Source organism: Rhodanobacter sp. sgz306013, assembly GCF_057031145.1.
In genome coordinates, this window is record NZ_JBXCIJ010000001.1 from 995,451 (window position 1) to 1,019,238 (window position 23,788).

The window sequence follows — 23,788 nt, forward strand, 5'->3', positions numbered from 1 at the left end:
AAAGCGGCGCTCGTTTTCCTGTTTGTGGGGGAAGCGATGGACAAGGGGCGGTTGGAAGCCTTCAGCGACGGCGTGCTGGCCATCATCATCACCATCATGGTGCTGGAGCTGAAGGTGCCGCATGGTGCCGACTGGAGCGTGCTGGCCGCGCAGTGGCCGGTGTTCCTCAGCTATGTGCTGAGCTTCATCTATGTGGGCATCTACTGGAACAACCACCATCACTTCCTGCATGCGGCCGCACGGGTCAGCGGCAGGGTGCTGTGGGCTAACCTGCACCTGCTGTTCTGGCTCTCGCTGATGCCGGTAGCCACCGGCTGGATGGGCGAGAATGCGTTCGCCCCGTTGCCGGTGGCGGCCTACGGCTTCGTGCTGCTGATGTGTGCACTGGCCTGGCAGCCGTTCCAGCGCAGCCTGATCGCCACGAACGGCGGCAAGGCTTCGTTGCTGGCGCAGGCGGTGGGCGCGGACTGGAAAGGCTGGCTGGCCGCCGCCATGTATCTGTCGGGCATCCTGGTGGCGTTCGTGGCGCCCTGGCTGTCCTGTGTTTTCTATGCCACGGTGGCAGCGATCTGGTTCATTCCTGATCGGCGCATCGAATCGCGGATCAAGCAATGAGCAAGCGTGATTACTACGAAATCCTGGGTGTCGAACGCACGGTCACCGAGGTCGAACTGAAAAAGTCCTTCCGCCGCCTGGCGATGAAGTACCACCCGGACCGGTGTCCGGACGATCCTCATGCACAGGAGAAGTTCAAGGAGGCCAAGGAGGCCTACGAGGTGCTCTCCGACGCGCAAAAGCGCAGCATGTACGACCAGTATGGCCACGCCGCCCTCGAGGGCGGCATGGGCGGGCGCGGCGGCGGTGGCGGATTCGGCGACATGGGGGACATTTTCGGCGACATCTTCGGCGACATCTTCGGCGGCGGTCGCAGCCGCCAGCCACGCCGCGGCGCCGACCTGCGCTACCTGATGGAACTCGACCTCGAGGAGGCCGTGTTCGGCGTCGAGAAGAAGATCGAGATCCCCACCCAGGTCAACTGCCACCATTGCAACGGCAGCGGTTCGGCCGACGGCAAGACCGCGCAGTGCAGGACCTGCCACGGCCACGGCCGCGTACGCATGCAGAACGGCATCTTTTCGATCCAGCAGGCCTGCCCGCATTGCGGCGGCAGCGGCCAGACGATCGAGAAACCCTGCAAGCAGTGCCACGGCGAAGGGCGGCTGGAGGAGACCCGCACCCTGTCGGTGAAGATCCCCGCCGGCGTGGACAACGGCGACCGCATCCGCCTCAACGGGCAGGGCGAGGCCGGTCCGTCCGGCGCGCCCGCCGGGGACCTCTACGTGGAAGTGCATGTGCGCGAGCACCGCATCTTCCAGCGCGAAGGCAACGACCTGCATTGCGAGGTGCCGATCCGCTTCTCGCAGGCAGCGCTGGGCGCCGAATTGCCGGTGCCCACCCTGGAGGGCGAGGTGCCGATCACGATTCCGCCGGAGACGCAGACCGGGCAGAGCTTCCGCCTGCGCGGACGCGGCGTGAAGTCGGTGCGCAGCGGTCGCGCCGGCGACCTGATCTGCCATGTGGTGGTGGAAACCCCGGTGCGCCTCACCAAGCAGCAGCGCGAACTGCTCGAGCAGCTCGAGGCCAGCTTCAGCGGCGGCAAGGGCGAAGAGCATACGCCGCGGGCGAAGAACTGGGTTGACGGCGTGAAGCAGTTCTGGTCGCGGGTTACTTCATAATCCGGCTTTCCCCCGTCACCGCAGGAGGCCGGTCATGGCCGCAGCCCCGATCCGCCTCGCCATCAACGGTGCTTCCGGCCGCATGGGGCAGGCCCTGCTCTCGCTGTTGCGCGCGGACGGCCGCTTCGAACTGGCGCACGCACTCGTGTCGCCGGGCTCGGCGCATGACGGCGAGCCGGTCTGGCCGGGGCGCGGGCCGCGGTATGCGCATGACTGGACGCGGGCGCCAGCGCTCGACGTGGTGATCGACTTCAGCGGCCCGGCTGGGCTGGCGGCGGCGCTGGATCATTGTCTCGCGCACGGCACCCCCCTGGTGACCGGCACCACCGGCCTCGACGCAGCGTTGCAGGCGCGGCTGGAAGCAGCCGGTTCGCGCATCGCCTTGCTGCGCGCGGCGAATTTCAGCCTGGGCGTGGCGCTGCTGACGCGCTTGCTGCGCGAGGCCAGCGCGGCCCTGCCGGACTGGGACCTGGAAATTGTCGAGGCCCACCATGGCCGCAAGCAGGATGCGCCTTCGGGCACGGCATTGGCGCTGGGGCAGGCCGCCGCCGTGGCGCGTGATACCACGCTGGCCGCTGCCGCGGTCTACAGCCGCGAAGGCCGCACCGGGGAACGGGTTCCCGGCAGCATCGGTTTCGCCGTGGTGCGTGGCGGCGACATCGTGGGCGAGCACCACGCCCTGCTGATCGGGCCGGGCGAGCGGCTGGAACTGGGGCACCGCGCCACCGACCGCGCGGTCTTCGCGCGCGGGGCGCTGCAGGCGTCGCACTGGCTCGCCGGCCGCGCGGCCGGTCACTGGCGGCTGGAAGACGTGCTCGCGTCGCCGGGTTGAACCCGGCCGGCCCAACCTTGCATCGGCTTGCCATGCGCGGCCGCCGCCGCTAGCATCCGCGGCCTGTCATTGGGGAGTAGCCAGCCTCATTCCCCGAGGCGTTCGCATCAACAGACTTGGCCGCCATCTCCATGGCGCCATGGTGCGGACAGCGGGCGTCATCCGCGGACGCCTTGCCCGGCGAGACCTTTGGCCAGCGATGCCTCACCCGGCCGGGCGAGCAGCGTCGTTGTGCCATCGGTCGTCCTGTTCGCCCGGCCCTGTGGATCCCATGCTGCTCACCCTTTGCCTGTTCCTCGTCTCGGCTGGCGCGATCTATCTCGCCTGCGAATACTTCGTCAACGGTATCGAATGGCTGGGCCGCAAGCTCCACCTGGGCGCGACCGCTACCGGCTCCGTGCTGGCTGCCTTCGGCACCGCGCTGCCGGAAAGCGCCGTGACGTTCGTGGCGGTGATCTTCGGCAAGACCCCGGCGGCGCGCGACATCGGCGTGGGCGCCGCCATGGGAGGACCGCTGGTGCTGGCCACGATCGCCTACGCGGTGGTCGGCATGGCCTTGTGGGGCAACCGTCATCGCTTGCGGCGCGCCGACCGGCTGGTCCGGGTCGATCATCGACGGCTGGCCCGCGACCAATCGTGGTTCCTGGCGATTTTCGCGGTGAAGGTAGGTCTCGGCCTGGTCGCGTTCGCGCTCAAGCCGTGGTTGGGCGTGCTGTTCCTGCTCGCCTATGCGCTTTACGTATGGAGGGAGATGCGCAGCGAGGACAGCGCGCCGGAAGACGAAGAACTGGAGCCGCTGAAGCTCAGTCCGCGGCAGGCGGTACCGGCGATGCGCTGGGTGGCGGCGCAGACCGTGGCGGCACTGGCGGTGATCGCGGTGGCTTCGCGGGTGTTCGTGGGGCAGCTGGAGGCGATCGGCGAGGCTTTCGCGCTGCCGCCGCACCTGGTGGCGCTCGCACTGAGCCCGGTGGCGACCGAACTGCCGGAGACGCTCAATGCCCTGATCTGGGTGCGCCAGGGCAAGGAGCGGCTGGCGCTGGCCAATATCTCCGGAGCGATGATGATCCAGGCCACCATCCCCAGCGCGCTGGCGATCTTCGCCACGCCATGGCTGTTCGACGAACCGCTGATCGTGTCCGGTGCAGTCACCGCGGCTGCCATCGCCTACCTGTGGTGGCTGTTCCACCGGGGCCGGGCGGATGCGCGCTGGCTGCTGCCGGTCGGCCTGCTGTACGGGGTGTTCGTCGCCTGCGTGGGCGGGTACTTCGCCCGCTGAGAAACGCGGTCAGTCGCGGTGCGCGGCGTTGCGGTCGCGGTCGGCGCCGTAGCGGGTGTCCAGCCTGCCCAGCAGCTTCTTGAACAGGCGGGAAAACTTGCCGCGGCGGGTCTTGCGCAGCTTCTCTTCCTCGCTGGTGAGCCAGGCGACCTGGATTACCCGGCGCTCGCCCTCGTAGGGGAGATGGCCATGGAAGGAGTTGTCGCAACGCTTGAACACCGCGAACTCGCCGTACAGCGGTGGCAGTTCGGGCACCACGGTGGCGTCGATGTCGTCGATCCTGTCGAGGAAGCGCAGGCAGCCCTCGCTGGTGCCGGGCCATTGCGGGTTGAGGTAGAGCAGGGCGGTGGCCACCTTGGACTTGCTGTCGGTATGGATGGTGCCGTGACGCTTGTTCAGCAGCCGGCACAGCGTCACCAGGGTGGGATACTGGCCGAGGTCGGCGATGCCCAGCCGCTGGCCGATCAGACCGGCGAAAGCCGGCGCGGTGAGTTGTTCGATGAGCGCGTTCACCGAGGGACCGCAGTCGGCCGGGTCCCAGGGAAAGAAACCGGCGCTGGGGTAGCGCGGGAAGTCGCGGTCCAGGTCGCCGCGCGCCTCGTCCGGCAACTGGCCGTGGGCAATCATGAACGGGAACGGTGCCTGCCGCACCAAGGTGTCCGGGCGTTCGAGACGGGCAGGATCGAGCAAGGCGTCCGGACTCATGTAAAGGTTTCACTCCGCTGGAAGCGATGCGCCAGTGTAGCGCCGCGCGGCGATAAGCTGACTGACGTCAGTAACGCCTTTGCCTCGATCGAAGTGGACAGGGAGGGTCGTCGCGCTTATCATTGTGACCCGCCCGAATGCCCTCCCTTCCAAGGTTCTCAAGCCTGCCTCGCGCGGCTTGCGGACTTTGCTGCACCCGAAAGGCGGTTCCCATGACCCTTCCTGCTCTGCTTGCCCTTGAAGACGGCAGCGTGTTCCACGGCCATGCCGTGGGCGCGACTGGTGAAACCGTCGGCGAGGTGGTCTTCAACACCGCCATGACCGGCTACCAGGAGATCCTCACCGATCCCTCGTACAGCCGGCAGATCGTCACCTTGACGTATCCGCACATCGGCAATACCGGCTGCAATGCCGAGGACGTCGAATCCGGCATGGTGCACGCTGCCGGCCTGATCGTGCGCGATGTGCCGCGCCGGGCGAGCAACTGGCGCAGTACCGAGAGCCTGCCCGATTACCTCAAGCGCCACGGCATCGTCGCCATCGCCGGCATCGACACCCGCCGCCTGACGCGCATCCTGCGCGACAAAGGCGCGCTGGCCGGCTGCATCGTGGCTGGCGAAGGCGTCGACGCCGAGGTCGCGCTGGCGAAGGCGCGGGCCTTCCCGGGCCTGAATGGCATGGACCTGGCCAAGGTGGTGTCCACCAGGGAGGCGCACGCCTGGAAGGAAGGCGTCTACGACCTCGACCGCCAGGCCTTCAACCTGCCGGCGAAACGCTTCAAGGTCGTCGCCTACGACTTCGGCGTGAAGCACAACATCCTGCGCCTCCTTGCCGAGAGGGGTTGCGACATCACCGTGGTGCCGGCGCAGACCCCCGCCGCCGAAGTGCTGGCGATGAGGCCCGACGGCGTGTTCCTCTCCAACGGACCCGGCGACCCGGCGGCCTGCGACTATGCGATCGTCGCCACCAGGGCCTTCCTCGACGCGAAGATCCCGTTGTTCGGCATCTGCCTCGGTCACCAGATCATGGGCCTGGCGTTGGGCGCGAAGACATTGAAGATGAAGTTCGGCCATCACGGTGCGAACCATCCGGTGAAGGACCACGACGACGGACGCGTGCTGATCACCAGCCAGAACCACGGCTTCGCGGTGGACCCCTCCACGCTGCCGGCGAACGTGCGCATCACCCACAGCTCGCTGTTCGACGGCACGCTGCAGGGGTTTGTGCTCACCGACCGCCCGGCGTTTTGCTTCCAGGGCCACCCGGAAGCGAGCCCGGGCCCCCACGATATCGGTTATCTGTTCGACCGGTTTGCCAAGCTGATGCAGGAGGCCCGCTGAGATGGCCAAGCGTAGTGATATCAAGAGCATCCTGATCATTGGCGCCGGCCCGATCGTGATCGGCCAGGCTTGCGAGTTCGACTACTCCGGCGCGCAGGCTTGCAAGGCGCTGAAGGAGGAGGGTTACCGGGTGATCCTGGTGAACTCCAACCCCGCCACCATCATGACCGATCCGGAGATGGCGGACGCTGTCTACATCGAGCCAATCAACTGGCAGACGGTGGAGCGCATCATCGCCAAAGAGAGGCCCGATGCGGTGTTGCCCACCATGGGCGGCCAGACCGCGCTGAACTGCGCGCTCGACCTTGCCGACCACGGTGTGCTGGACAAGTACGGAGTCGAGCTGATCGGTGCGAAGCGCGATGCGATCCGCATGGCCGAGGACCGCGAGCTGTTCAAGCAGGCGATGACCGAGATCGGGCTGGAGAGCCCCAAGTCCGGCGTGGCCAAGAGCTATGAGCATGCGGTGGAGATCCAGGCGGAACTGGGTTTCCCGATCATCATCCGCCCCAGCTTCACGCTGGGCGGTTCCGGCGGCGGCATCGCCTACAACAAGGAGGAGTTCGAGGCCATCGTGAAACGTGGCCTGGAGCTTTCGCCCACGCATGAAGTGCTGATCGACGAATCGGTACTGGGCTGGAAGGAGTTCGAGATGGAGGTGGTCCGCGACACCGCGGACAACTGCATCATCATCTGCGCCATCGAGAACCTCGACCCGATGGGCGTGCACACCGGCGATTCGATCACGGTGGCGCCGGCACAGACGCTCACCGACAAGGAATACCAGCGCCTGCGCGATGCCAGCATCGCGGTGCTGCGCAAGATCGGCGTGGATACCGGCGGTTCCAACGTGCAGTTCGGCATCAATCCCGCGGACGGCCGCGTGGTGGTGATCGAGATGAACCCGCGCGTATCGCGCTCCTCGGCGCTGGCCTCCAAGGCCACCGGCTTCCCGATCGCCAAGGTCGCCGCCAAGCTCGCCGTGGGCTACACGCTGGACGAGCTGAAGAACGACATCACCGGCGGCCTCACCCCGGCCTCGTTTGAGCCGACCATCGATTACGTGGTCACCAAGATTCCGCGCTTCGCGTTCGAGAAGTTTCCGCGTGCCGATGCCCGCCTCACCACCCAGATGAAGTCGGTGGGCGAGGTGATGGCGATCGGCCGCAGCTTCACCGAGTCGCTGCAGAAGGCGCTGCGCGGGCTGGAGATCGGCAAGACCGGGCTCAACCCCACCGGGCTGGACATCGGCACGGAAGACGGCCTGGCCACGCTGAAACGCGAACTGCGCGAGCCGCGACCCGACCGCGTGTTCCATCTCGCCGACGCGTTCCGCGCCGGCCTCACGCTGGACGAGGTGCACGAACTCAGCCGCGTCGATCCGTGGTTCCTCGCCGCATTCGAGGACATCGTGCGGGCCGAAGGCGAGGTGAAGGCACGGGGCATCACCGTGCTGGATGCGCCGCGCATGCGCGAGCTGAAACGCATGGGCTTCTCCGATGCACGCCTCGCCGAGCTGACCGGCTCCGACGAGGCCGCCATGCGCCACCTGCGCCGCACCCTGGGCGTGCGCCCGGTATACAAGCGCGTGGACTCCTGCGCCGCCGAATTCGCCACCACCACTGCGTACATGTACTCGACCTACGAGGAAGAGTGCGAGGCCAACCCGACTGACCGCGACAAGATCATCGTGCTCGGCGGCGGCCCGAATCGCATCGGCCAGGGCATCGAGTTCGACTACTGCTGCGTGCACGCCGCGCTCGCGCTGCGCGAGGACGGGTTCGAGACCATCATGGTCAACTGCAACCCGGAAACCGTCTCCACCGACTACGACACCTCCGACCGCCTGTACTTCGAGCCGCTGACGCTGGAAGACGTGCTGGAGATCGTCGACCTCGAGAAGCCGAAGGGCGTGATCGTGCAGTACGGCGGCCAGACCCCGCTGAAGCTGGCGCGTGCGCTGGAAGCGGCGGGCACGCCGATCATCGGCACCTCGCCCGACTCGATCGACCTCGCCGAGGACCGCGAGCGCTTCCAGCAGATGATCGTGAAGCTCGGCCTGCGCCAGCCGCCGAACCGCACCGCGCGAAACGCTGACGAGGCGCTGGCGCTGGCGCGCGAGATCGGCTACCCGCTGGTGGTGCGCCCCAGCTACGTGCTGGGCGGACGCGCGATGGAAGTGGTCTACGATGACGCCGACCTCGCGCGCTACATCCGCGAGGCGGTGCAGGTTTCCAATGACTCCCCGGTGCTGCTGGACCGCTTCCTCGACCACGCCGTCGAGGTGGACGTGGACATCATTGCGGACAGCGCGGGCAACGTGCTGATCGGCGGCATCATGGAGCATATCGAGGAGGCCGGCGTGCATTCCGGCGACTCATCCTGCTCGCTGCCCCCGTACTCGCTGACGCCAGTGATCCAGGACGAATTGCGCCGCCAGGTCGCAGCGATGGCAAAGGAACTGAAGGTGGTAGGCCTGATGAACACCCAGTTCGCGATCCAGGGCGATACCGTGTTCATCCTCGAAGTGAACCCGCGCGCCTCGCGCACGGTGCCGTTCGTGTCCAAGGCCACCGGTGTGCCGCTGGCGAAGATCGCCGCGCGCGCGATGGCCGGCAGGTCGCTGCCGGAGCAGGGCGCCACGAAGGAAGTGATTCCCTCGTACTACTCGGTTAAGGAAGCGATCTTCCCCTTCCTGAAGTTCCAGAACGTCGATCCCATCCTCGGACCCGAGATGCGCTCCACCGGCGAGGTGATGGGCGTGGGCCGCAGCTTCGGCGCCGCCTTCGCACGGGGTCACGATGCCGCCGGCATCCGCACGCCGCCGAAGGGCAAGGTGTTCGTGTCGGTGCGCGATGCCGACAAGGACCGCCTGCTGCCGGTGGCGCAGGAGGTGCTGCGCCGCGGCTTCAGCCTGGTCGCCACTGCCGGCACGGCGGCCTACCTCAACGGCCGGGGCGTGGCCTGCGAACGCGTCAACAAGGTGCTCGAGGGGCGGCCGCACATCGTCGACCTCATCAAGAACGGCGAGATCGTCTATATCGTCAACACCACCGAGGGCAAGCAGGCGATCGCCGATTCGTTCTCGATCCGGCGCGAGGCGCTGCAGCAGCGCGTCACTTATTCCACCACCGTCGCGGGTGCTCGCGCGCTGGTCCATTCGCTGGATTTCCACGGCAGCGAGGACGTGCACAGCCTGCAGGAACTGCACCAGGAGCTGAATGCATGAGTGCCCGTGCCCCCATCACCAAGGCCGGCTCGGAGCGGCTGCGCGCCGAGCTGGAGCGGCTGAAGTCGACGGAGCGTCCGCGCATCATCGCTGCGATCGCCGAGGCCCGCGCGCATGGCGACCTCAAGGAGAACGCCGAGTACCACGCCGCGCGCGAGCTGCAGAGCTTCATCGAGGGGCGCATCGCCCAGCTGGAGGCGCTGCTCTCCACCGCCGAGGTAATCGACGTCTCGCGGCTCAACCCCGGCAGCAAGGTGGTGTTCGGTGCGATCGTGGACCTGGCGGACGAAGACAGCGGGGCCGAGGTCACCTACCAGATCGTTGGCGATCTCGAGGCCGACATCAAGCAAGGGCTGATCGCGGTCTCTTCGCCGATCGCGCGCGCGCTGATCGGCAAGCTCGAGGGCGACAGCTTCGAGTTCAACGCGCCGAACGGCGTCAAGCATTACGAAATCACGGGTGTGCGCTATTCCTGAGTGCAGGCTTGAAGGTACGTGCGGGACGGCTGACTGCCCAGGTGGCCAGTCTGGCAAGCCAACCGGGGGCATGGCCGCTCCTGCGGACGTCATCTGACAACGGTCAGCCCTATGCCGCAGCAGAAAATCCTGTTCCTCAGTGTCTCCGCCGGCGCCGGCCACATGCGCGCCGCCGAAGCGCTGCGACTGACCGCAGAGACAAGCCTGCCGGATGTCGAGACGAAGCACCTGGATGCGATGGGATACGTGCCGTTCGCGTTCCGCAAGCTGTACACCGACTTCTACATCACGCTGATCAGCAGCTACCCGACCCTGTGGGGAATGCTGTACCAGCGCAGCTCGGAGGCGGATCCGAACGGCCCGATGCAAAAGCTGCGGCGGGCCATCGAGCGGCTGGGTACCGGCGATCTGCGCAAGGCGATCAACGCGTTCGCACCCGACGCCATCGTCTGCACCCACTTCCTGCCCGCCGAAATGCTGATGCACGAGATCCGGAGCGAGCGTTTCGCGGTGCCGGTATGGGTGCAGGTGACCGATTTCGACCTGCACGGCATGTGGGTGATCCCGCACATGACGGGCTTCTTCGCTGCCAGCGAGGAAATCGCCTTCCGCATGAAGGCCAATCGCATCGAGGCGGAACGCATCCATACCACCGGCATTCCGGTGATGCCGGCCTTCACCGAGCCACAGGATCGCCAGGCTTGCGCCGGGCGCTTCGGCCTGGATCCGGCGCGGCGCACCATCATGTTGATGGGCGGCGGCGCAGGCGTCGGCAAGCTCGACGAGGTGGCCGCCGCTCTGATGCGGCTCGAATACGACTTCCAGCTCGTCGTGCTGGCCGGACGCAACGAGGCCGCGCTGGCCAGGCTGAAGGTTCACGCGGCGGAACATCCGGGGCGGCTGTTCCCTTTCGGCTTCACCAACGAAGTGGCGCAGCTGATGGCCTGTTCCGACCTGGTAATCACCAAGCCCGGCGGGCTGACCACGTCCGAATGCCTTGCGATGGGCGTCCCGATGGTGGTGTATGCGCCGGTTCCCGGCCAGGAAGAGCGCAATGCGGACTACGTGCTGGAGCAGGGTGCCGCATTGAAAGCGATCGACCTGGTCTCGCTCGAATACCGGGTGCGCGAATTGCTGGCCGAACCGCAGCGATTGACGCGGATGCGCGAGCAGGCGCGTCGCCTGGGCCAACCGCAGGCCGCGCAGCGCGTACTGCGGATCGTGCATACCCGGCTTGAAGGCGCGTCGTCGGCAACTGCACGGGCGGACCGTTGAACGTGCGTCAGCGGGACCAGCGACCCGCCCGTGCCGGGGAAGATCTCGTTTCCATGCGTCCGCTGGTGCTGGCGCTGACTCTCGGCTGGACCATCCTGCTGGCCTTCTTCTTCGCGAACGTGGAGATCCAGATCGAAGGCGCCGCCGGCTGGGCGGCAAACCTGCCGACCTGGCGCATCGAGCACGGCTGGCTGCTGGACGTTTTCTGGGGCGGGCGACCGATGACTGGCTACCACGCGTGGCTGTTCCCGTGCATAGGCCTGTTTTTCCATTTCCCGATGATCTTCACTGGCCGCTGGAGCTGGCGCGCCGAGGCGCGCGTGCTGGCCTGCATCATGCTGTTCTGGATCACCGAAGACTTCCTGTGGTTCGTGCTGAACCCGGGGTACGGCCTGTCGCGTTTCGTGCCACGCGACATACCCTGGCACATCCACTGGTGGGGGCCGGTGCCCAGCGACTACTGGGTTTTCTTGTCCGCATCCCTGGTGCTGTTCTGGCTGTCGTGCCGCCGCCCGCGTGCCGCAAGTCCAACGGAAACGTGATGCGCTTTACCCTGATCCTGAGGTACGCCGGAAAACAAAAAAGGCCGCATCGATGCGGCCTTTCTTATTGACACGTCGCGCCGGAATCAGCGCTGGCGGGCCTTGAAACGCGGGTTGCTCTTGCAGATCACGAACACCTTGCCGCGACGGCGCACGATCTTGCAGTCGCGGTGCCGCGCCTTGGCGGACTTCAACGAATTAAGCACCTTCACGGCGAGCTCCTGATACCAAACAGAAAATCAAGCGCGCAAGTATAAACTGCTGAATCGCCAGCCACAAGTCGCCATGGTCAGTTGCCAGTACCGCCTGCGGACTCCTCCACGGTGGCGAGGAATTGCGCCAACGCCGGCGACGGGTCGCCGATACGGCTGGCCACGGCCAGCAACAAGTGGGCCTCGCGGTCGGCCAACGGGACATAGCTGACGCCGGCGAGGTGCACCGCGCGCATCGTCGCTGGGACCAGTGCCATCCCCAGGCCAGCGGCCACCAGCGCCAGCAGGCCGTTGATCTGCTGGGCCTGCTGCACGATGCGCGGCGTGAAGCCGGCTTCGGCCGCCAGCGTGCGCAGGCGGTCGTGCAGGGTGGCAGCCAGCTCGCGTGGCTGGGTGACGAAGGCTTCGCCGGCCACCTCGCCCATGTGCAGTTCTTCGCGCGCTGCCAGCGTATGGCGGGAGGGCAGGGCGAGCATCAGGGGTTCGCGGTCGAGCACACGCAACTGCAACTGGCGCGCAGCCTGGATGTGGCTTGGCTGGTCCCGCACGAAGCCCACGTCGATCTCATTGGCCAGCAAGGCCGCGAATTGCGGCTCGGTGTACATCTCGCACAGCTGGACGTTCACCTCGGGCGCCACGTGCCGATGGCGCAGCAGGGTGCGCGGCAGGGCGGGGTGGAACGATACCGAGACCGTATAGGCCAGCCGCAGCTGGCCGCTGTGGCCGGCCGCGGCGGCCGCGGCGCGACTGCGCGCCAGTTCGGCCTGGGCCAGGATCTGCCGCGCCTGTTCCAGGAAGACCCGCCCCGGCTCGGTCAGGGCGACCCGGCGCTTGCTGCGTTCAAGCAGCAACACTCCGAGGTCCCGCTCCAGCGCCTGGATCTGCTGGGAAAGCGGTGGCTGGGAGATGTGGAGGCGGATCGCGGCGCGCGTGAAGCTCAACTCCTCGGCGACCGCGATGAAGTAGCGCAATTGGCGGAAGTCAAACATAGTCGAAACACATATAAGGAACGATCTAAATATATATTAGATACTTAAACGCGTCGCTCATAAAATGGCGCCGTCCCACCATCACCCCCCTCCCCCGATGGTGGTGACCCTCGCCTCGCAGCGACGCTAGACACGATACTGGCCACCCCCCCCCCGGGCCCTATCGATGCGTTGCCTTGCGAGGCGTTTTCTTTGGTGCCTTGCCGCGACTGGCGGCTTCCGCCGGCAATGTGCCGGGCGGCCTCAGAGCCTGCAGGCCAGCCGCGTTCCCTGATCGATGGCGCGTTTCGCGTCGAGTTCGGCCGCCACGTCGGCGCCGCCGACCAGGTGTGCGGTGATTCCCGCGATTGCCAATTCTCCTGCCAGGCGGCGATCCGGCTCCTGGCCGGCGCATACCACCACGTTCTCGACCGGAAGGATCTGTGACTTGCCGTCAACAGTGACGTGCAGGCCACTGTCGTCGAAGCATTCGTAGTTGACGCTGCCCAGCATGGTCACGCGCTTGGCCTTGAGCGTGGCGCGGTGTACCCAGCCGGTGGTCTTGTTCAAGCGGGCGCCGGGACGGCCCTCGCTGCGCTGGAGCAGCCAGACTTGGCGCAGCGGAGCCTCGGGCTGCGGTGGCAGCAAGCCGCTGCGTCCTGCGAGCTGCGTATCCACGCCCCACTCCCTGGCCCAACGCGCCACATCCGTGGATGGCGAGGGCTGGTGTTCGACCAGGAATTCGGCCACGTCGAAGCCAATGCCGCCGGCGCCGATGACCGCCACCCGTGCGCCCACCGGCCGGCCGCGGGCAAGCACGTCGAGGTAGCTGAGCACGCGTGGGTCGTCGCTGCCAGGAAAACTCACGCGACGCGGCACCACGCCGGTGGCCACCACGACTTCGTCATACCCGGCGGCCTTGAGCGAGGCGGCATCGGCCTCGACGCCCAGCTTCACTTCGACGCCGGCGTCGACGAGGCGGTGCCGGAAATAGCGCAAGGTTTCGTGAAACTCCTCCTTGCCCGGAATCCGCTTCGCATAGTTGAACTGGCCGCCGATTTCGTTGGTGCGGTCGATCAGGGTCACCGCATGGCCGCGCTCGCCCAGCGTGGCGGCGCAGGCCATGCCGGCCGGGCCTGCGCCTACCACGGCGATGCGCTTGCGTTGCGTCGCCGGCTCGATCCTCAGCTCGGTCTCGTGGCAGGCGCGCGGGTTGACCAGGCAACTGGCGCGCCTGTTCTGGAATACGTGGTCGAGGCAGGCCTGGTTGCAGGCGATGCAGGTGTTGATGCGCTCGCTGTGGCCGGCTTTCGCTTTGTTCGCCCATGCGGGATCGGCCAGCAGCGGGCGCGCCATCGAGACCATGTCGGCGTCGCCGTCAGCCAGCACGCGCTCGGCCACCTCGGGCATGTTGATGCGGTTGGTGGCGACCAGCGGAATGGCCACTTCGCCCGTGAGTTTGCGCGTCACCCACGCGAAGCCGGCGCGCGGCACGCTGGTGACGATGGTGGGAACGCGTGCCTCGTGCCAGCCAATGCCGGTATTGATGATGCTGGCGCCGGCGGCCTCGATGGCCTTGGCCAGCGCGACGATCTCTCCCCAGTTCTGGCCGTCCTCGACCAGGTCCAGCATCGACAACCGGTAGATGATGATGAAGTCGCGGCCCACTGCCTCCCGGGTGCGGTGCACTATTTCCACCGGGAAGCGCATGCGTCGCGATGCTTCGCCGCCCCAGGCGTCGTGGCGATGGTTGGTGCGCGCGGCGATGAACTGGTTGATCAGGTAGCCCTCCGAGCCCATCACCTCGATGCCGTCGTAGCCCGCTTCACGGGCCAGCCGGGCGCAGTGCACGAAGTCGCGGATGGTGCGCTCCACGCCGCCGGCGGAGAGTGCCCGTGGCGTGAACGGAGTGATCGGCGACTTGATCCGCGAGGGCGCCACCGACAGCGGGTGGTAGCCGTAGCGGCCGGCGTGCAGGATCTGCATGCAGATGCGGCCGCCTTCGGCATGCACTGCAGCGGTGAGCTTGCGGTGCCGGGGCTTGTGCCAAGGCAGGCTCAGGCGCCCGCCGAACGGCTTCAGCCAGCCCTCGATGCTGGGCGCGATACCGCCGGTCACCATCAGCCCCACACCACCCCGGGCACGTTCGGCGAAGTAGGCGGCCAGCTTGTCGTAGTCGGCGGCCTTGTCCTCCAGCCCGGTGTGCATCGAGCCCATCAGGATGCGGTTGGGCAGGGTGACGTGACCCAGATCCAGCGGGGTGAACAGGTGGGGGTAGTCCATGGCGCGACCGTGTTCAAACGATCGTATGAATGTGCCCGTTGCGAGGCCCGGACGCAAGCGCCACCCGCGGCTCAGCTCCGCAATTGCCCCACTAGGGCGATGTAGCGGCGCATCGCCTCGTCCTGCGGCAGGCCGCGCAATTGCAGCCACGCCGCGTGCTTGGCCGTGCCCACGAAATCGAAGAAGCCGGGCTGTTCGCCGCGGGCGTCGCCTTCCGAACCCTGTTTGTAGAGCGCGTAGAGCTTGAGCAAGGTGTCGTTGTCGGGACGGTAATCCAGCCGTTTCACGTCCTCGGCGGCCTGATCGAATGCATGGCGGAGTTCGTTCATGGCGTGGCAACGCAGCTAGTGGCGCGGGATCCCGGCATGGTACGCGATGCCGCACGGGTCGGCGCGATACCATGCGGCCCCACGCCTGACCAGGATCCGTCATGAGCCGAACCGCTGCCGTCCCCGTATTGACCATCGACGGCCCCTCGGGCTCGGGCAAGGGCACGATCAGCCGACGGGTGGCCGAGCACCTGGGCTGGCGGTTGCTGGACTCCGGCGCACTGTACCGGGCGGTGGGCTATGCCGCCGGAGCGGCGGGGCTGGACCTTTCCGACGCCGAGGCGGTCACCCGCTGTGCGCAGGCCACGAAGATCCGCTTCCAGCCCAGCGCCGACGGCGGCGACACCCGCATCCTGGTCAACGGCCACGACGCCACCGACGAGCTGCGCACCGAGACCGCCGGCGCGGCGGCTTCGGCGATTGCCTCGATAGCCCCGGTACGGCAAGCCTTGGTGGAGCTGCAGCTGGGCTTCCGCAAGGCGCCAGGCCTGGTGGCCGACGGGCGCGACATGGGCACGGTGATCTTCCCGGATGCGCCGTTCAAGGTGTTCCTCACCGCCAGCGCCGCCGAGCGGGCGAAAAGGCGCTATAAGCAGTTGAAGGAAAAGGGACTCAACGTTACACTAGCGAGTCTGCAGCGCGAGATCGAAGCGCGCGACCATCGCGATGCGTCGCGGACGGTCGCGCCCCTGAAGCCCGCGCCGGAGGCCGTGCTGGTGGATACCACCGGCATGGACATCGATCAGGTAGTCGCAAAGGTTCTCGCCGTCGTGCAGCCCTGACCGGGCGGCGCGGCGGTTTCCGTTCCCCGGCCATGGTGGCCGGGGATTCAACCATGGTGGCGACGGGCGTGCCGCGAGGCCGTCCCGGAGACACCCCAACCGGTGGATCGTTGCCGATGCAAGTCCCGCACGGAGCATCGCAGCCGTCCTTTCCCATTCTGGAATCAACATGACCGAAAGTTTTGCCGAACTGTTTGAACAGAGCCAGCAGGCCATCGCCAAGCTGAAGCCCGGCGCCATCGTCACCGGCATCGTGGTGGAAATCCGCAACGACGTCGTCGTGATCAATGCGGGCCTGAAGAGCGAAGGCATCGTCCCGATCGAGCAGTTCAAGGGCGAGGACGGCACCCTCGAGGTGAGCGTCGGCGATCCCGTGAAGGTGGCCCTCGAGGCCCTCGAAGACGGTTTCGGCGAAACCAAGCTGTCGCGCGAGAAGGCCAAGCGCTCGATGGTGTGGGACGACCTCGAGGAGGCGTTCGACAAGGAGGAGACCATCAAGGGCATGATCTCCGGCAAGGTCAAGGGCGGCTTCACCGTCGACATCAAGGACGTGCGCGCCTTCCTGCCGGGTTCCCTGGTCGATGTGCGCCCGGTGCGCGAGCCGACCTACCTCGAGGGCAAGGAACTCGAGTTCAAGATCATCAAGCTGGACCGCAAGCGCAACAACGTGGTGGTCAGCCGCCGCGCCGTCGTCGAGACCGAGTTCTCCGCCGAGCGCGAACAGCTGCTTGAGCGCCTGGTCGAGGGCGCCGTTATCAAGGGCGTGGTGAAGAACCTCACCGACTACGGCGCGTTCGTGGACCTGGGCGGCATCGACGGCCTGCTGCACATCACTGACATGGCGTGGAAGCGCGTGCGTCACCCGAGCGAGGTCGTCAACGTCGGCGACGAGCTGGAAGTGCGCGTGCTGAAGTTCGACAAGGAGCGCAACCGCGTCTCGCTGGGCCTGAAGCAGCTGGGCGACGATCCGTGGGTGAACATCTCGCGCCGCTACCCGGTGGGTTCGCGCCTGTTCGGCAAGGTCTCCAACGTCACCGACTACGGCTGCTTCGTCGAGATCGAGCCGGGCGTCGAGGGCCTGGTCCACGTGTCCGAGATGGACTGGACCAACAAGAACGTCAACCCGGCCAAGGTGGTGCAGGTTGGCGACGAGACCGAGGTGATGGTGCTGGACGTGGATGAAGAGCGTCGCCGCATCTCGCTGGGCATCAAGCAGACCCGCTCCAATCCGTGGGAAGCCTTCGCCGCCATGCACAAGAAGGGCGACAAGGTCTCCGGCCAGATCAAGTCGATCACCGATTTCGGCGTGTTCATCGGCCTGGAAGGCGGCATCGACGGCCTGGTGCACCTGTCCGACATCTCCTGGCAGATGTCCGGCGAGGATCTCGTGCGCAACTTCAAGAAGGGTGACGAGATCGAGGCCGTGGTGTTGGCGGTCGATCCGGAGCGCGAGCGCATCTCGCTCGGCATCAAGCAGATGGAGCAGGATCCGTTCGGCCAGTTCATGGCCAACCATGCGCGCGGCAGCATCGTCACCGGCACGGTGAAGGAAGTGGACGCCAAGGGTGCGGTGATCGACCTGGGCGAGGGCGTGGAGGGTTACATCCGCGCCAACGACATCGCCAAGGAGCGCATCGACGATGCCACCCAGCACCTCAAGGTAGGCGACAAGGTCGAGGCCAAGTTCACCGGCATGGACCGCAAGGGCCGCCAGCTGTCGCTGTCGATCCGCGCCAAGGACGAGGAAGACGTGCAGGAGGCGCTGGCCGAGTATTCCTCGGCTGCCGGCGGCACCACCAAGCTCGGCGCGCTGCTAAAGGAGCAGCTCAACAAGGCCGAGTAAGCGTTGCGACACCGGCGCGGGGCGGCACGCCGCCCCGCGCCATGCAGCGCGGAGTCACACGTCGCGGACACGGGGACCATGACCAAATCCGAATTGATCGAGGCGCTGGCCAGGCGTCAGACCCATCTTGCGTTTGCCGATGTAGAGCTTGCGGTCAAGAGCGTGGTCGAGCAGATGAGCCAGGCGCTGTCGCAGGGCGAGCGCATCGAGGTGCGCGGCTTCGGCAGTTTCGCCCTGCATTACCGGCCGCCGCGCATGGGGCGCAACCCCAAGACCGGCGAATCGGTGGCGCTGCCCGGCAAGCACGTGCCGCACTTCAAGCCCGGCAAGGAGCTGCGTGAACGCGTCAACCAGCGGCTGGAAGAGGCCACGGCCGGCTGACGGCGCGTACGCGAAGGTGGACATCGAGGCAGGCGGCGCAAGCCGATCCTGCCTTTTTTGTCTTTGCGATCGTCCATGGTCGCGTAGGTCAAATGGGCGGCCGTCCATGGCCACCCGCTTCGATGCTTTTGCGATTGCCCGTGATCGGCCGCCTCAAATGGCCACCGTCTCTGGCCGCGCCCATCGGTTCCGTCCTCACGACTGAATCGCGGCAGCATGGACGGGCCTGCCAGCTGCGCCATGCGCGGACGATCGGGTAAAGTCGCCGGATGCGCCTGACCGTGATCCTCGTCCTCGTGTTCTTTGCCGCCGCCGGCGTGGTGGTGGGTGCGCTCAATGCCGACCTGGTCGGCTACGACTTTGCCTTCGCGCGCGTGCAGTTGCCCAAGGGGGCGGCCCTGCTGGCCGCGCTGATGCTTGGCTGGCTGCTGGGCGGGCTCAGCGCCTGGCTGGGCGTGAGTTTGCGGCAACAGCGCCTGCGGCGGCAGCGCCGCAAGGAAGCCAGCAAGAAGACGGCCGGCGCATGATGTCCTGGTATGCCTTGCTGCCGCTGGCGGCCGTAGCCTTCGTGCTGGGCTGGTGGGCATCCCGCCGTGCCAGCGCACGGCGTTCCGGCGCGGCAGTCAACGAACTCTCCTCGGACTACTTCCGCGGCCTGAATTACCTGCTCAACGAAGAACAGGACAAGGCGATCGAAGTATTCCTGCGGCTGGCCGAGTACAACCGCGACACGGTAGAGACGCACCTCGCCCTGGGCAACCTGTTCCGTCGCCGCGGCGAGGTGGACCGGGCGATCCGCCTGCACCAGCATCTGGTATCGCGGCCGAACCTGTCCGAGCCGATGAAGACCGTGGCCCTGCTCGAGCTGGGCGAGGACTACATGCGTGCGGGTCTGCTCGACCGCGCCGAGGCGCTGTTCTGCGACCTGGTGGCGATGAATGCTCATGCGCCTTCGGCGCTGCGTCACCTGATCGCGATCTACCAGCACGAGCGCGACTGGAACAAGGCGATCGAGCACGCGCGCCGGCTGGAGGTGATGACCGGAGAGGACGAGGCGCCGATGATCGCGCAGTTCTATTGCGAGCTGGCCGACCGTTCGCGCCAGCACGGCGCGCGGGTCGAGGCGCGCGGCTATCTCGAACAGGCCTTCCGCTGCCAGCCCGATTGCGTGCGGGCCTGGATGTTGACCGGACGGCTGCAGGCCGAGGAGGGTCAGCATGCCGAGGCCGTGCAGGCCTACGAGGCTGCGGTCGGTGCGGACATCGCCTTCGTGCCCGAGATCCTGCCGCCGCTGCTTAACAGCTATGCTTGCTCGCAGCAGATGGATCGCGCCGAGCGTTTCCTGCGCGACTTGCTCGGGCGTTACCACGGCATTTCGCCGGTGCTGGCGTTGACACACCTTTACCAGCAGCGCGACGGCCAACGGGCGGGGGTGGATTTCCTTACCGCCCAGCTGCGGCGGCGCCCTTCGGTGCGCGGGCTGATGGCGCTGATCGACGCCACCATGGACCGGGTCGAAGGCGAGGCGCGCGAGAACTTCCTGATCCTGCGCGACCTCACCCGGAAGCTGCTGGAAGGACAGGCGATGTATCGCTGTAGCCGCTGCGGCTTCGGCGCCAAGGCGCACCACTGGCAGTGCCCCAGCTGCAAGAGCTGGAGCACGATCCGGCCCATCCACGGCGTCGCCAACGAGTGACGGCTCCGGTCATGGCCATCGGATGGTTGCTGCTGTCCTTCCTCATCGCGTGGTTGTCGGCGCGCGCGGCGATTGCCTATGCGCACCGTCGCGGCATGCTCGACCGTCCCGGCCAGCGGCGTTCGCACAGCATCCCGACGCCGCGCGGTGGCGGCGTCGGCATTGTCATCGCGGCGCTGGTCAGCCTGCCCGGGTTGCTGTCCGGCACAACGGCATCGTGGTCGCCACTGGTGGTAGCCGGCCTCTCGGCGGCGCTGCTGCTGGTAGCGCTGGCCGGCTGGTGGGATGACCATCGCTCGCTGCCGATCCTGCCGCGTTTCGGGGCGCAGCTGCTGGCGGTGCTGCTGTTGGCCGGGGCACTGGCGGTGGATGGGCTGTCGTGGTGTTGGTTGCCCGTGCTGCTGCTGACCGGCGTCTGGAGTGTCAACCTGCACAATTTCATGGACGGCATCGACGGCTTGCTGGCCCAGCAGGGGATGTTCGTGGGCGCCGGAATGGCACTGCTGGCCCTGGGCGCCGGCCAAGGGGCGCTGGCGCTGGCCACGGGCTGCCTGGCCACGGCCTGCCTCGGCTTCTGGTGCCTGAATCGCTCGCCCGCGCGCATCTTCATGGGCGACGTGGGCAGCGGCAGCGTGGGCCTGTTGATCTTCGCGTTCACGGCGATGCTCTGGCGGGTCGAGACGCAGCTGCTGTGGCCGGCGCTGATCCTGTCCTCGGCCTTCGTCACCGATGCCAGCCTGACCTTGCTGTCACGGTTCTGTCGTGGTCGCCGCTGGTACACTGCGCACCGCGAGCACCTGTACCAGTGGCTGGTCCGGTGCGGCTTCACGCATGCCGGGGGAGGCGCGGTCTACATGACATGGAACCTGCTGCTAGCCGCGCCATTGGCCTGGTTGGCCTCCAGTCATCCAGAGCTGGGGCTGCCGACTACCATGGGCACCTATCTGGCCGCAGCCGCGCTGTGGCTGCTGCTCAAGCGCCGTTGTCTGCACCGTCATTCGCCCAAGGACCGCCATGTCGCTGCGTAGGCTAGTCGGCATCATCCATCCCCGTGTGGCGGTGATGCTGCACGACCTGGCCATGGCCGCGCTGGCCTGGTGGGTCGCCAAGCTGCTGCGCTACGCCGTGCGGCCGGAAGACGTCATGCAGTTCCGCTGGTTCGAGTTCCCGGTGGTGCTGCTGGCGCAGGGGCTGATCTTCCGCTGGACCGGCCTGTACAAGGGAGTCTGGCGTTTCGCCAGCCTGCCGGACCTGTGGAACATCCTGCGCGCCGCCGTGCTCGGATCGGCGGCGGTCTGGTTGCTGCTTTCGATGTTCAACAGGCTGCAGGGCGTGCCGCGTTCGATGCTGCTGCTTTACCCGGTGATGCTGGCGGTGGTGCTGGGCGTGCCGCGGCTTGCCTACCGCTACTGGAAAGACAGCCGCCTCGGCGTGACCGGTCAACGCCCGTTGCGACGGGTGCTGATCCTTGGCGCGGACCGCGCCGGCGAGGTGCTGTCGCGCGACCTCCATCGCGACGGCGGGTACACGGTGGTCGGCTTCCTCGATGACCGCCCTGCGTTGCGCGGCGCCAGCATCAACGGCCACCCGGTGCTCGGCCAGTTCGAGCAGTTGCCGGAGATCGCCCGCGAAGCAGCGGTGGAAATGCTGCTGATCGCCTTGCCGAACGCCTCGGTCAGCGAGATGCGCCGGGTGGTGGGGTTGTGCGACGCCAGCGACCTGCCGTACCGCACGATTCCGCGGCTGGACGACGTGGTCGCCGGTCGCGCGCAGTTCAACGAAATCAAGGAAGTGGCGATTGAGGACCTGCTCGGTCGCGACGCGGTGGAACTGGACTGGACCGCGATCCGGGAGACGATCGGCGGCCGTCGCGTGCTGGTCACCGGCGGCGGCGGCTCGATCGGTTCGGAGCTGTGCCGCCAGGTCGCGCGGCTTGGCGCGCAGTCGCTGGTGGTGGTCGACCACAGCGAATACAACCTTTACCTGATCACCCGCGAACTGCGGGCGAACTACCCGGAGCTGTTGCTCGAAGGCGTGCTGGCCAGCTGCGGCGACAGCGTGCTGATGCGCAAGGTGCTGGCCGAGACGCGGCCGCAGGTGGTATTCCATGCGGCCGCCTACAAGCACGTGCCGATGCTGCAGGGTCAGCTGCGCGCGGCCTTCCTCAACAACGTCCTGGGCACGCGCACCATGGCCGACCTCGCGCGTGACGCCGGGGTCGAGTGTTTCGTGCTGATTTCCACCGACAAGGCGGTCAATCCCACCAGCGTGATGGGTGCCTGCAAGCGCATCGCGGAGATCTGGTGCCAGAACCTCGACGCGCACGCCGATACCCGCTACATCACGGTGCGCTTTGGCAACGTGCTGGACTCGGCCGGTTCGGTGGTGCCGCTGTTCCGCCAGCAGATCCGCGCGGGCGGGCCGGTCACCGTGACCCACCCGGAGATCTCGCGCTACTTCATGACCATCCCCGAGGCCTGCCAGCTGATCCTGCAGGCAGCCAGCCTCGGCAAGGGCGGCGAGATCTTCGCGCTGGACATGGGCGAGCCGATGAAGATCCGCGATCTCGCCGAACAGATGATCCGCCTCGCCGGCAAGAAGCCCGGCAGCGAGATACCGATCGTCTACACCGGCCTGCGCCCGGGCGAGAAGCTGTTCGAGGAGCTGTTCCACCCGCTGGAGCAGTACAGCGCCACCACGCACGCCAAGATCTTCCTGGCCCAGCACCGCCAGGTGTCGTGGGAACTGCTGCAGGCGATGATGCATAAAGCGGCCGAGATGGTCGCGACGGATAACGACGAGGAGCTGCGGCGATGCGTGTCCAGCCTGCTGCCGTCGTTCCGCTGGAGCGAAACGGCGCAGCCGGACAACGTGGTCTCGATCCGCCGCCATGAATCAGGAGAGCAGTGAGTGAGCAAGCCGTTGCGCAAGGTGGTGTTCCCGGTGGCCGGCCTCGGCACGCGTTTCCTGCCTGCCACCAAGGTGGTCGCCAAGGAGATGCTGCCGGTACTGGACAAGCCGCTGATCCAGTACGCGGTGGACGAGGCCGTCGATGCTGGCGCCGACACGCTCATTTTCGTCACCAATCGCTACAAGCATGCCATCGCTGACTACTTCGACAAGGCCTACGAACTGGAAGCGAAGCTGCACGAGAAGGGCAAGGATGCGCTGCTGGCGCTGGTGCAGGGCACGCTGCCCAAACATGTGCGCGCGATTTTCGTTACCCAGCCCGAGGCGCTGGGCCTGGGCCACGCCGTGCTGTGTGCCAGGCCGGTGGTGGGCGACGAGCCGTTCGGCGTGATGCTGCCGGACGACCTGATCTGGAACGGCACCGGCAAGGGCGCGCTGCGCCAGATGGCCGAGGTGGGCGAACGCGAGAGCGCCGGCGTGATCGCGGTGGAGGAAGTACCGCACGAGCAGACCGACAAGTACGGCGTCGTCGATGCCGTGCGCATTGACGAACGCAGTGCGCGCATCCGCCACATGGTGGAAAAGCCGAAGCCAGCCGACGCGCCGTCCGATCTTGCCGTGGTCGGCCGCTACGTATTGCCGGGGCGCATCTTCGAGCTGCTGGAGCGCACCACGCCCGGTGCCGGCGGCGAGATTCAGCTCACCGATGCGATCGAGGCATTGCTCAAGGAGCAGGGCAAGGTGCTGGCTTACCGCTTCGAGGGCACCCGTTTCGATTGCGGCAACAAGGCCGGCCTGGTGCGCGCCACCATGCACATGGCGCTGCAGGACCCGAGCCTGGCGCCGGTGGTGAGGGAGATCGCCGCCGCGCTTTGAGGCCGCTGACCGGCGCGGCCCTGCCGTGCCAGAATCGCGACCGCGTCCTGCCACGTTCGCGGTGCAGGATGCGCACGGGGGAATCCGCGGATCCTGC

22 protein-coding genes and 1 riboswitch are annotated in these 23,788 nt (G+C 67.0%); of the genes, 17 read left to right on the forward strand and 5 right to left on the reverse strand.

The features are described from left to right. Positions 1-36: 36 nt before the first annotated feature. The 4 genes from AC2EWF_RS04510 to AC2EWF_RS04525 all read left to right on the forward strand — a co-directional run bounded on the left by AC2EWF_RS04510 (position 37) and on the right by AC2EWF_RS04525 (position 3,844). Positions 37-615: a TMEM175 family protein gene (locus AC2EWF_RS04510; protein ID WP_483638141.1), complete on the forward strand. Its 579-nt coding sequence runs from the start codon at positions 37-39 to the stop codon at positions 613-615. Continuing rightward, positions 612-1,736 carry a molecular chaperone DnaJ gene (gene dnaJ, locus AC2EWF_RS04515; protein WP_483638142.1) on the forward strand — a complete coding sequence of 375 codons (1,125 nt, stop codon included), beginning with the start codon at positions 612-614 and terminating at the stop codon, positions 1,734-1,736. Before AC2EWF_RS04510 ends, dnaJ begins: the two co-directional genes overlap by 4 nt. A gap of 34 nt (positions 1,737-1,770) precedes the next feature. Beyond that, entirely contained in the window at positions 1,771-2,568 is a 798-nt protein-coding gene (gene dapB / locus AC2EWF_RS04520; protein WP_483638143.1) for a 4-hydroxy-tetrahydrodipicolinate reductase, read from the forward strand. A gap of 59 nt (positions 2,569-2,627) precedes the next feature. After that, positions 2,628-2,820, forward strand: a riboswitch (yybP-ykoY riboswitch). Positions 2,821-2,839: 19 nt separating this feature from the next. Beyond that, positions 2,840-3,844, forward strand: coding sequence for a sodium:calcium antiporter (locus tag AC2EWF_RS04525; RefSeq protein WP_483638144.1), 1,005 nt, complete (start codon positions 2,840-2,842; stop codon positions 3,842-3,844). Between the two features lie 9 nt (positions 3,845-3,853). On the opposite strand, the gene AC2EWF_RS04530 is transcribed toward AC2EWF_RS04525, so the two are convergent. Beyond that, the gene (locus tag AC2EWF_RS04530) at positions 3,854-4,549 is read right to left on the reverse strand and encodes a 2OG-Fe(II) oxygenase (RefSeq protein WP_483638145.1); all 696 of its coding nucleotides are present in this window, start codon (positions 4,547-4,549) and stop codon (positions 3,854-3,856) included. A 212-nt stretch (positions 4,550-4,761) separates the two neighbouring features. Here AC2EWF_RS04530 and carA point away from each other — a divergent pair, with 212 nt between their 5' ends. The 5 genes from carA (at position 4,762) to AC2EWF_RS04555 (ending at position 11,411) form a co-directional block, all read left to right on the forward strand. Next, complete coding sequence (gene carA, locus AC2EWF_RS04535; protein ID WP_483638146.1) at positions 4,762-5,889, forward strand: glutamine-hydrolyzing carbamoyl-phosphate synthase small subunit; 1,128 nt, start codon at positions 4,762-4,764, stop codon at positions 5,887-5,889. A 1-nt stretch (position 5,890) separates the two neighbouring features. After that, complete coding sequence (gene carB, locus AC2EWF_RS04540; RefSeq protein ID WP_483638147.1) at positions 5,891-9,118, forward strand: carbamoyl-phosphate synthase large subunit; 3,228 nt, start codon at positions 5,891-5,893, stop codon at positions 9,116-9,118. Next, positions 9,115-9,594 carry a transcription elongation factor GreA gene (gene greA / locus AC2EWF_RS04545; RefSeq protein ID WP_483638148.1) on the forward strand — a complete coding sequence of 160 codons (480 nt, stop codon included), beginning with the start codon at positions 9,115-9,117 and terminating at the stop codon, positions 9,592-9,594. Before carB ends, greA begins: the two co-directional genes overlap by 4 nt. Positions 9,595-9,705: 111 nt before the next feature. After that, positions 9,706-10,869 carry an MGDG synthase family glycosyltransferase gene (locus AC2EWF_RS04550; protein WP_483638149.1) on the forward strand — a complete coding sequence of 388 codons (1,164 nt, stop codon included), beginning with the start codon at positions 9,706-9,708 and terminating at the stop codon, positions 10,867-10,869. 53 nt (positions 10,870-10,922) lie between these two features. After that, positions 10,923-11,411, forward strand: a complete 489-nt coding sequence (locus AC2EWF_RS04555; protein WP_483638150.1) for a hypothetical protein — start codon at positions 10,923-10,925, stop codon at positions 11,409-11,411. 86 nt (positions 11,412-11,497) lie between these two features. Here the strand turns inward: AC2EWF_RS04555 and ykgO are convergent, their stop codons facing one another. The 4 genes from ykgO to AC2EWF_RS04575 form a co-directional block, all read right to left on the reverse strand. Beyond that, positions 11,498-11,623, reverse strand: coding sequence for a type B 50S ribosomal protein L36 (gene ykgO, locus AC2EWF_RS04560; protein ID WP_007080705.1), 126 nt, complete (start codon positions 11,621-11,623; stop codon positions 11,498-11,500). Between the two features lie 77 nt (positions 11,624-11,700). Continuing rightward, the gene (locus AC2EWF_RS04565) at positions 11,701-12,612 is read right to left on the reverse strand and encodes a LysR substrate-binding domain-containing protein (RefSeq protein WP_483638151.1); all 912 of its coding nucleotides are present in this window, start codon (positions 12,610-12,612) and stop codon (positions 11,701-11,703) included. Between the two features lie 243 nt (positions 12,613-12,855). Further along, the gene (locus tag AC2EWF_RS04570) at positions 12,856-14,874 is read right to left on the reverse strand and encodes an oxidoreductase (RefSeq protein ID WP_483638152.1); all 2,019 of its coding nucleotides are present in this window, start codon (positions 14,872-14,874) and stop codon (positions 12,856-12,858) included. 71 nt (positions 14,875-14,945) lie between these two features. Next, entirely contained in the window at positions 14,946-15,203 is a 258-nt protein-coding gene (locus AC2EWF_RS04575; RefSeq protein WP_483638153.1) for an acyl-CoA-binding protein, read from the reverse strand. 101 nt (positions 15,204-15,304) lie between these two features. Here AC2EWF_RS04575 and cmk point away from each other — a divergent pair, with 101 nt between their 5' ends. The 8 genes from cmk to galU all read left to right on the forward strand — a co-directional run bounded on the left by cmk (position 15,305) and on the right by galU (position 23,691). Further along, positions 15,305-15,985: a (d)CMP kinase gene (gene cmk / locus AC2EWF_RS04580; protein ID WP_483638154.1), complete on the forward strand. Its 681-nt coding sequence runs from the start codon at positions 15,305-15,307 to the stop codon at positions 15,983-15,985. Positions 15,986-16,154: 169 nt separating this feature from the next. Next, positions 16,155-17,828, forward strand: a complete 1,674-nt coding sequence (gene rpsA / locus AC2EWF_RS04585; protein WP_483638155.1) for a 30S ribosomal protein S1 — start codon at positions 16,155-16,157, stop codon at positions 17,826-17,828. Positions 17,829-17,831: 3 nt separating this feature from the next. Beyond that, entirely contained in the window at positions 17,832-18,209 is a 378-nt protein-coding gene (locus AC2EWF_RS04590) for an integration host factor subunit beta (RefSeq protein WP_483638156.1), read from the forward strand. Positions 18,210-18,478: 269 nt separating this feature from the next. Beyond that, entirely contained in the window at positions 18,479-18,736 is a 258-nt protein-coding gene (locus AC2EWF_RS04595; protein ID WP_483638157.1) for a DUF1049 domain-containing protein, read from the forward strand. Further along, positions 18,736-19,905 carry a lipopolysaccharide assembly protein LapB gene (gene lapB, locus AC2EWF_RS04600; RefSeq protein WP_483638261.1) on the forward strand — a complete coding sequence of 390 codons (1,170 nt, stop codon included), beginning with the start codon at positions 18,736-18,738 and terminating at the stop codon, positions 19,903-19,905. Before AC2EWF_RS04595 ends, lapB begins: the two co-directional genes overlap by 1 nt. A gap of 11 nt (positions 19,906-19,916) precedes the next feature. Beyond that, positions 19,917-20,933, forward strand: a complete 1,017-nt coding sequence (locus AC2EWF_RS04605; RefSeq protein WP_483638158.1) for an MraY family glycosyltransferase — start codon at positions 19,917-19,919, stop codon at positions 20,931-20,933. Then, positions 20,920-22,815: a polysaccharide biosynthesis protein gene (locus AC2EWF_RS04610; protein ID WP_483638159.1), complete on the forward strand. Its 1,896-nt coding sequence runs from the start codon at positions 20,920-20,922 to the stop codon at positions 22,813-22,815. The genes AC2EWF_RS04605 and AC2EWF_RS04610 overlap by 14 nt, the downstream gene beginning before the upstream one ends. Then, on the forward strand, positions 22,816-23,691 hold the full coding sequence (gene galU, locus AC2EWF_RS04615; RefSeq protein WP_483638160.1) for a UTP--glucose-1-phosphate uridylyltransferase GalU: 876 nt from the start codon (positions 22,816-22,818) through the stop codon (positions 23,689-23,691). Positions 23,692-23,788 lie beyond the last annotated feature (97 nt).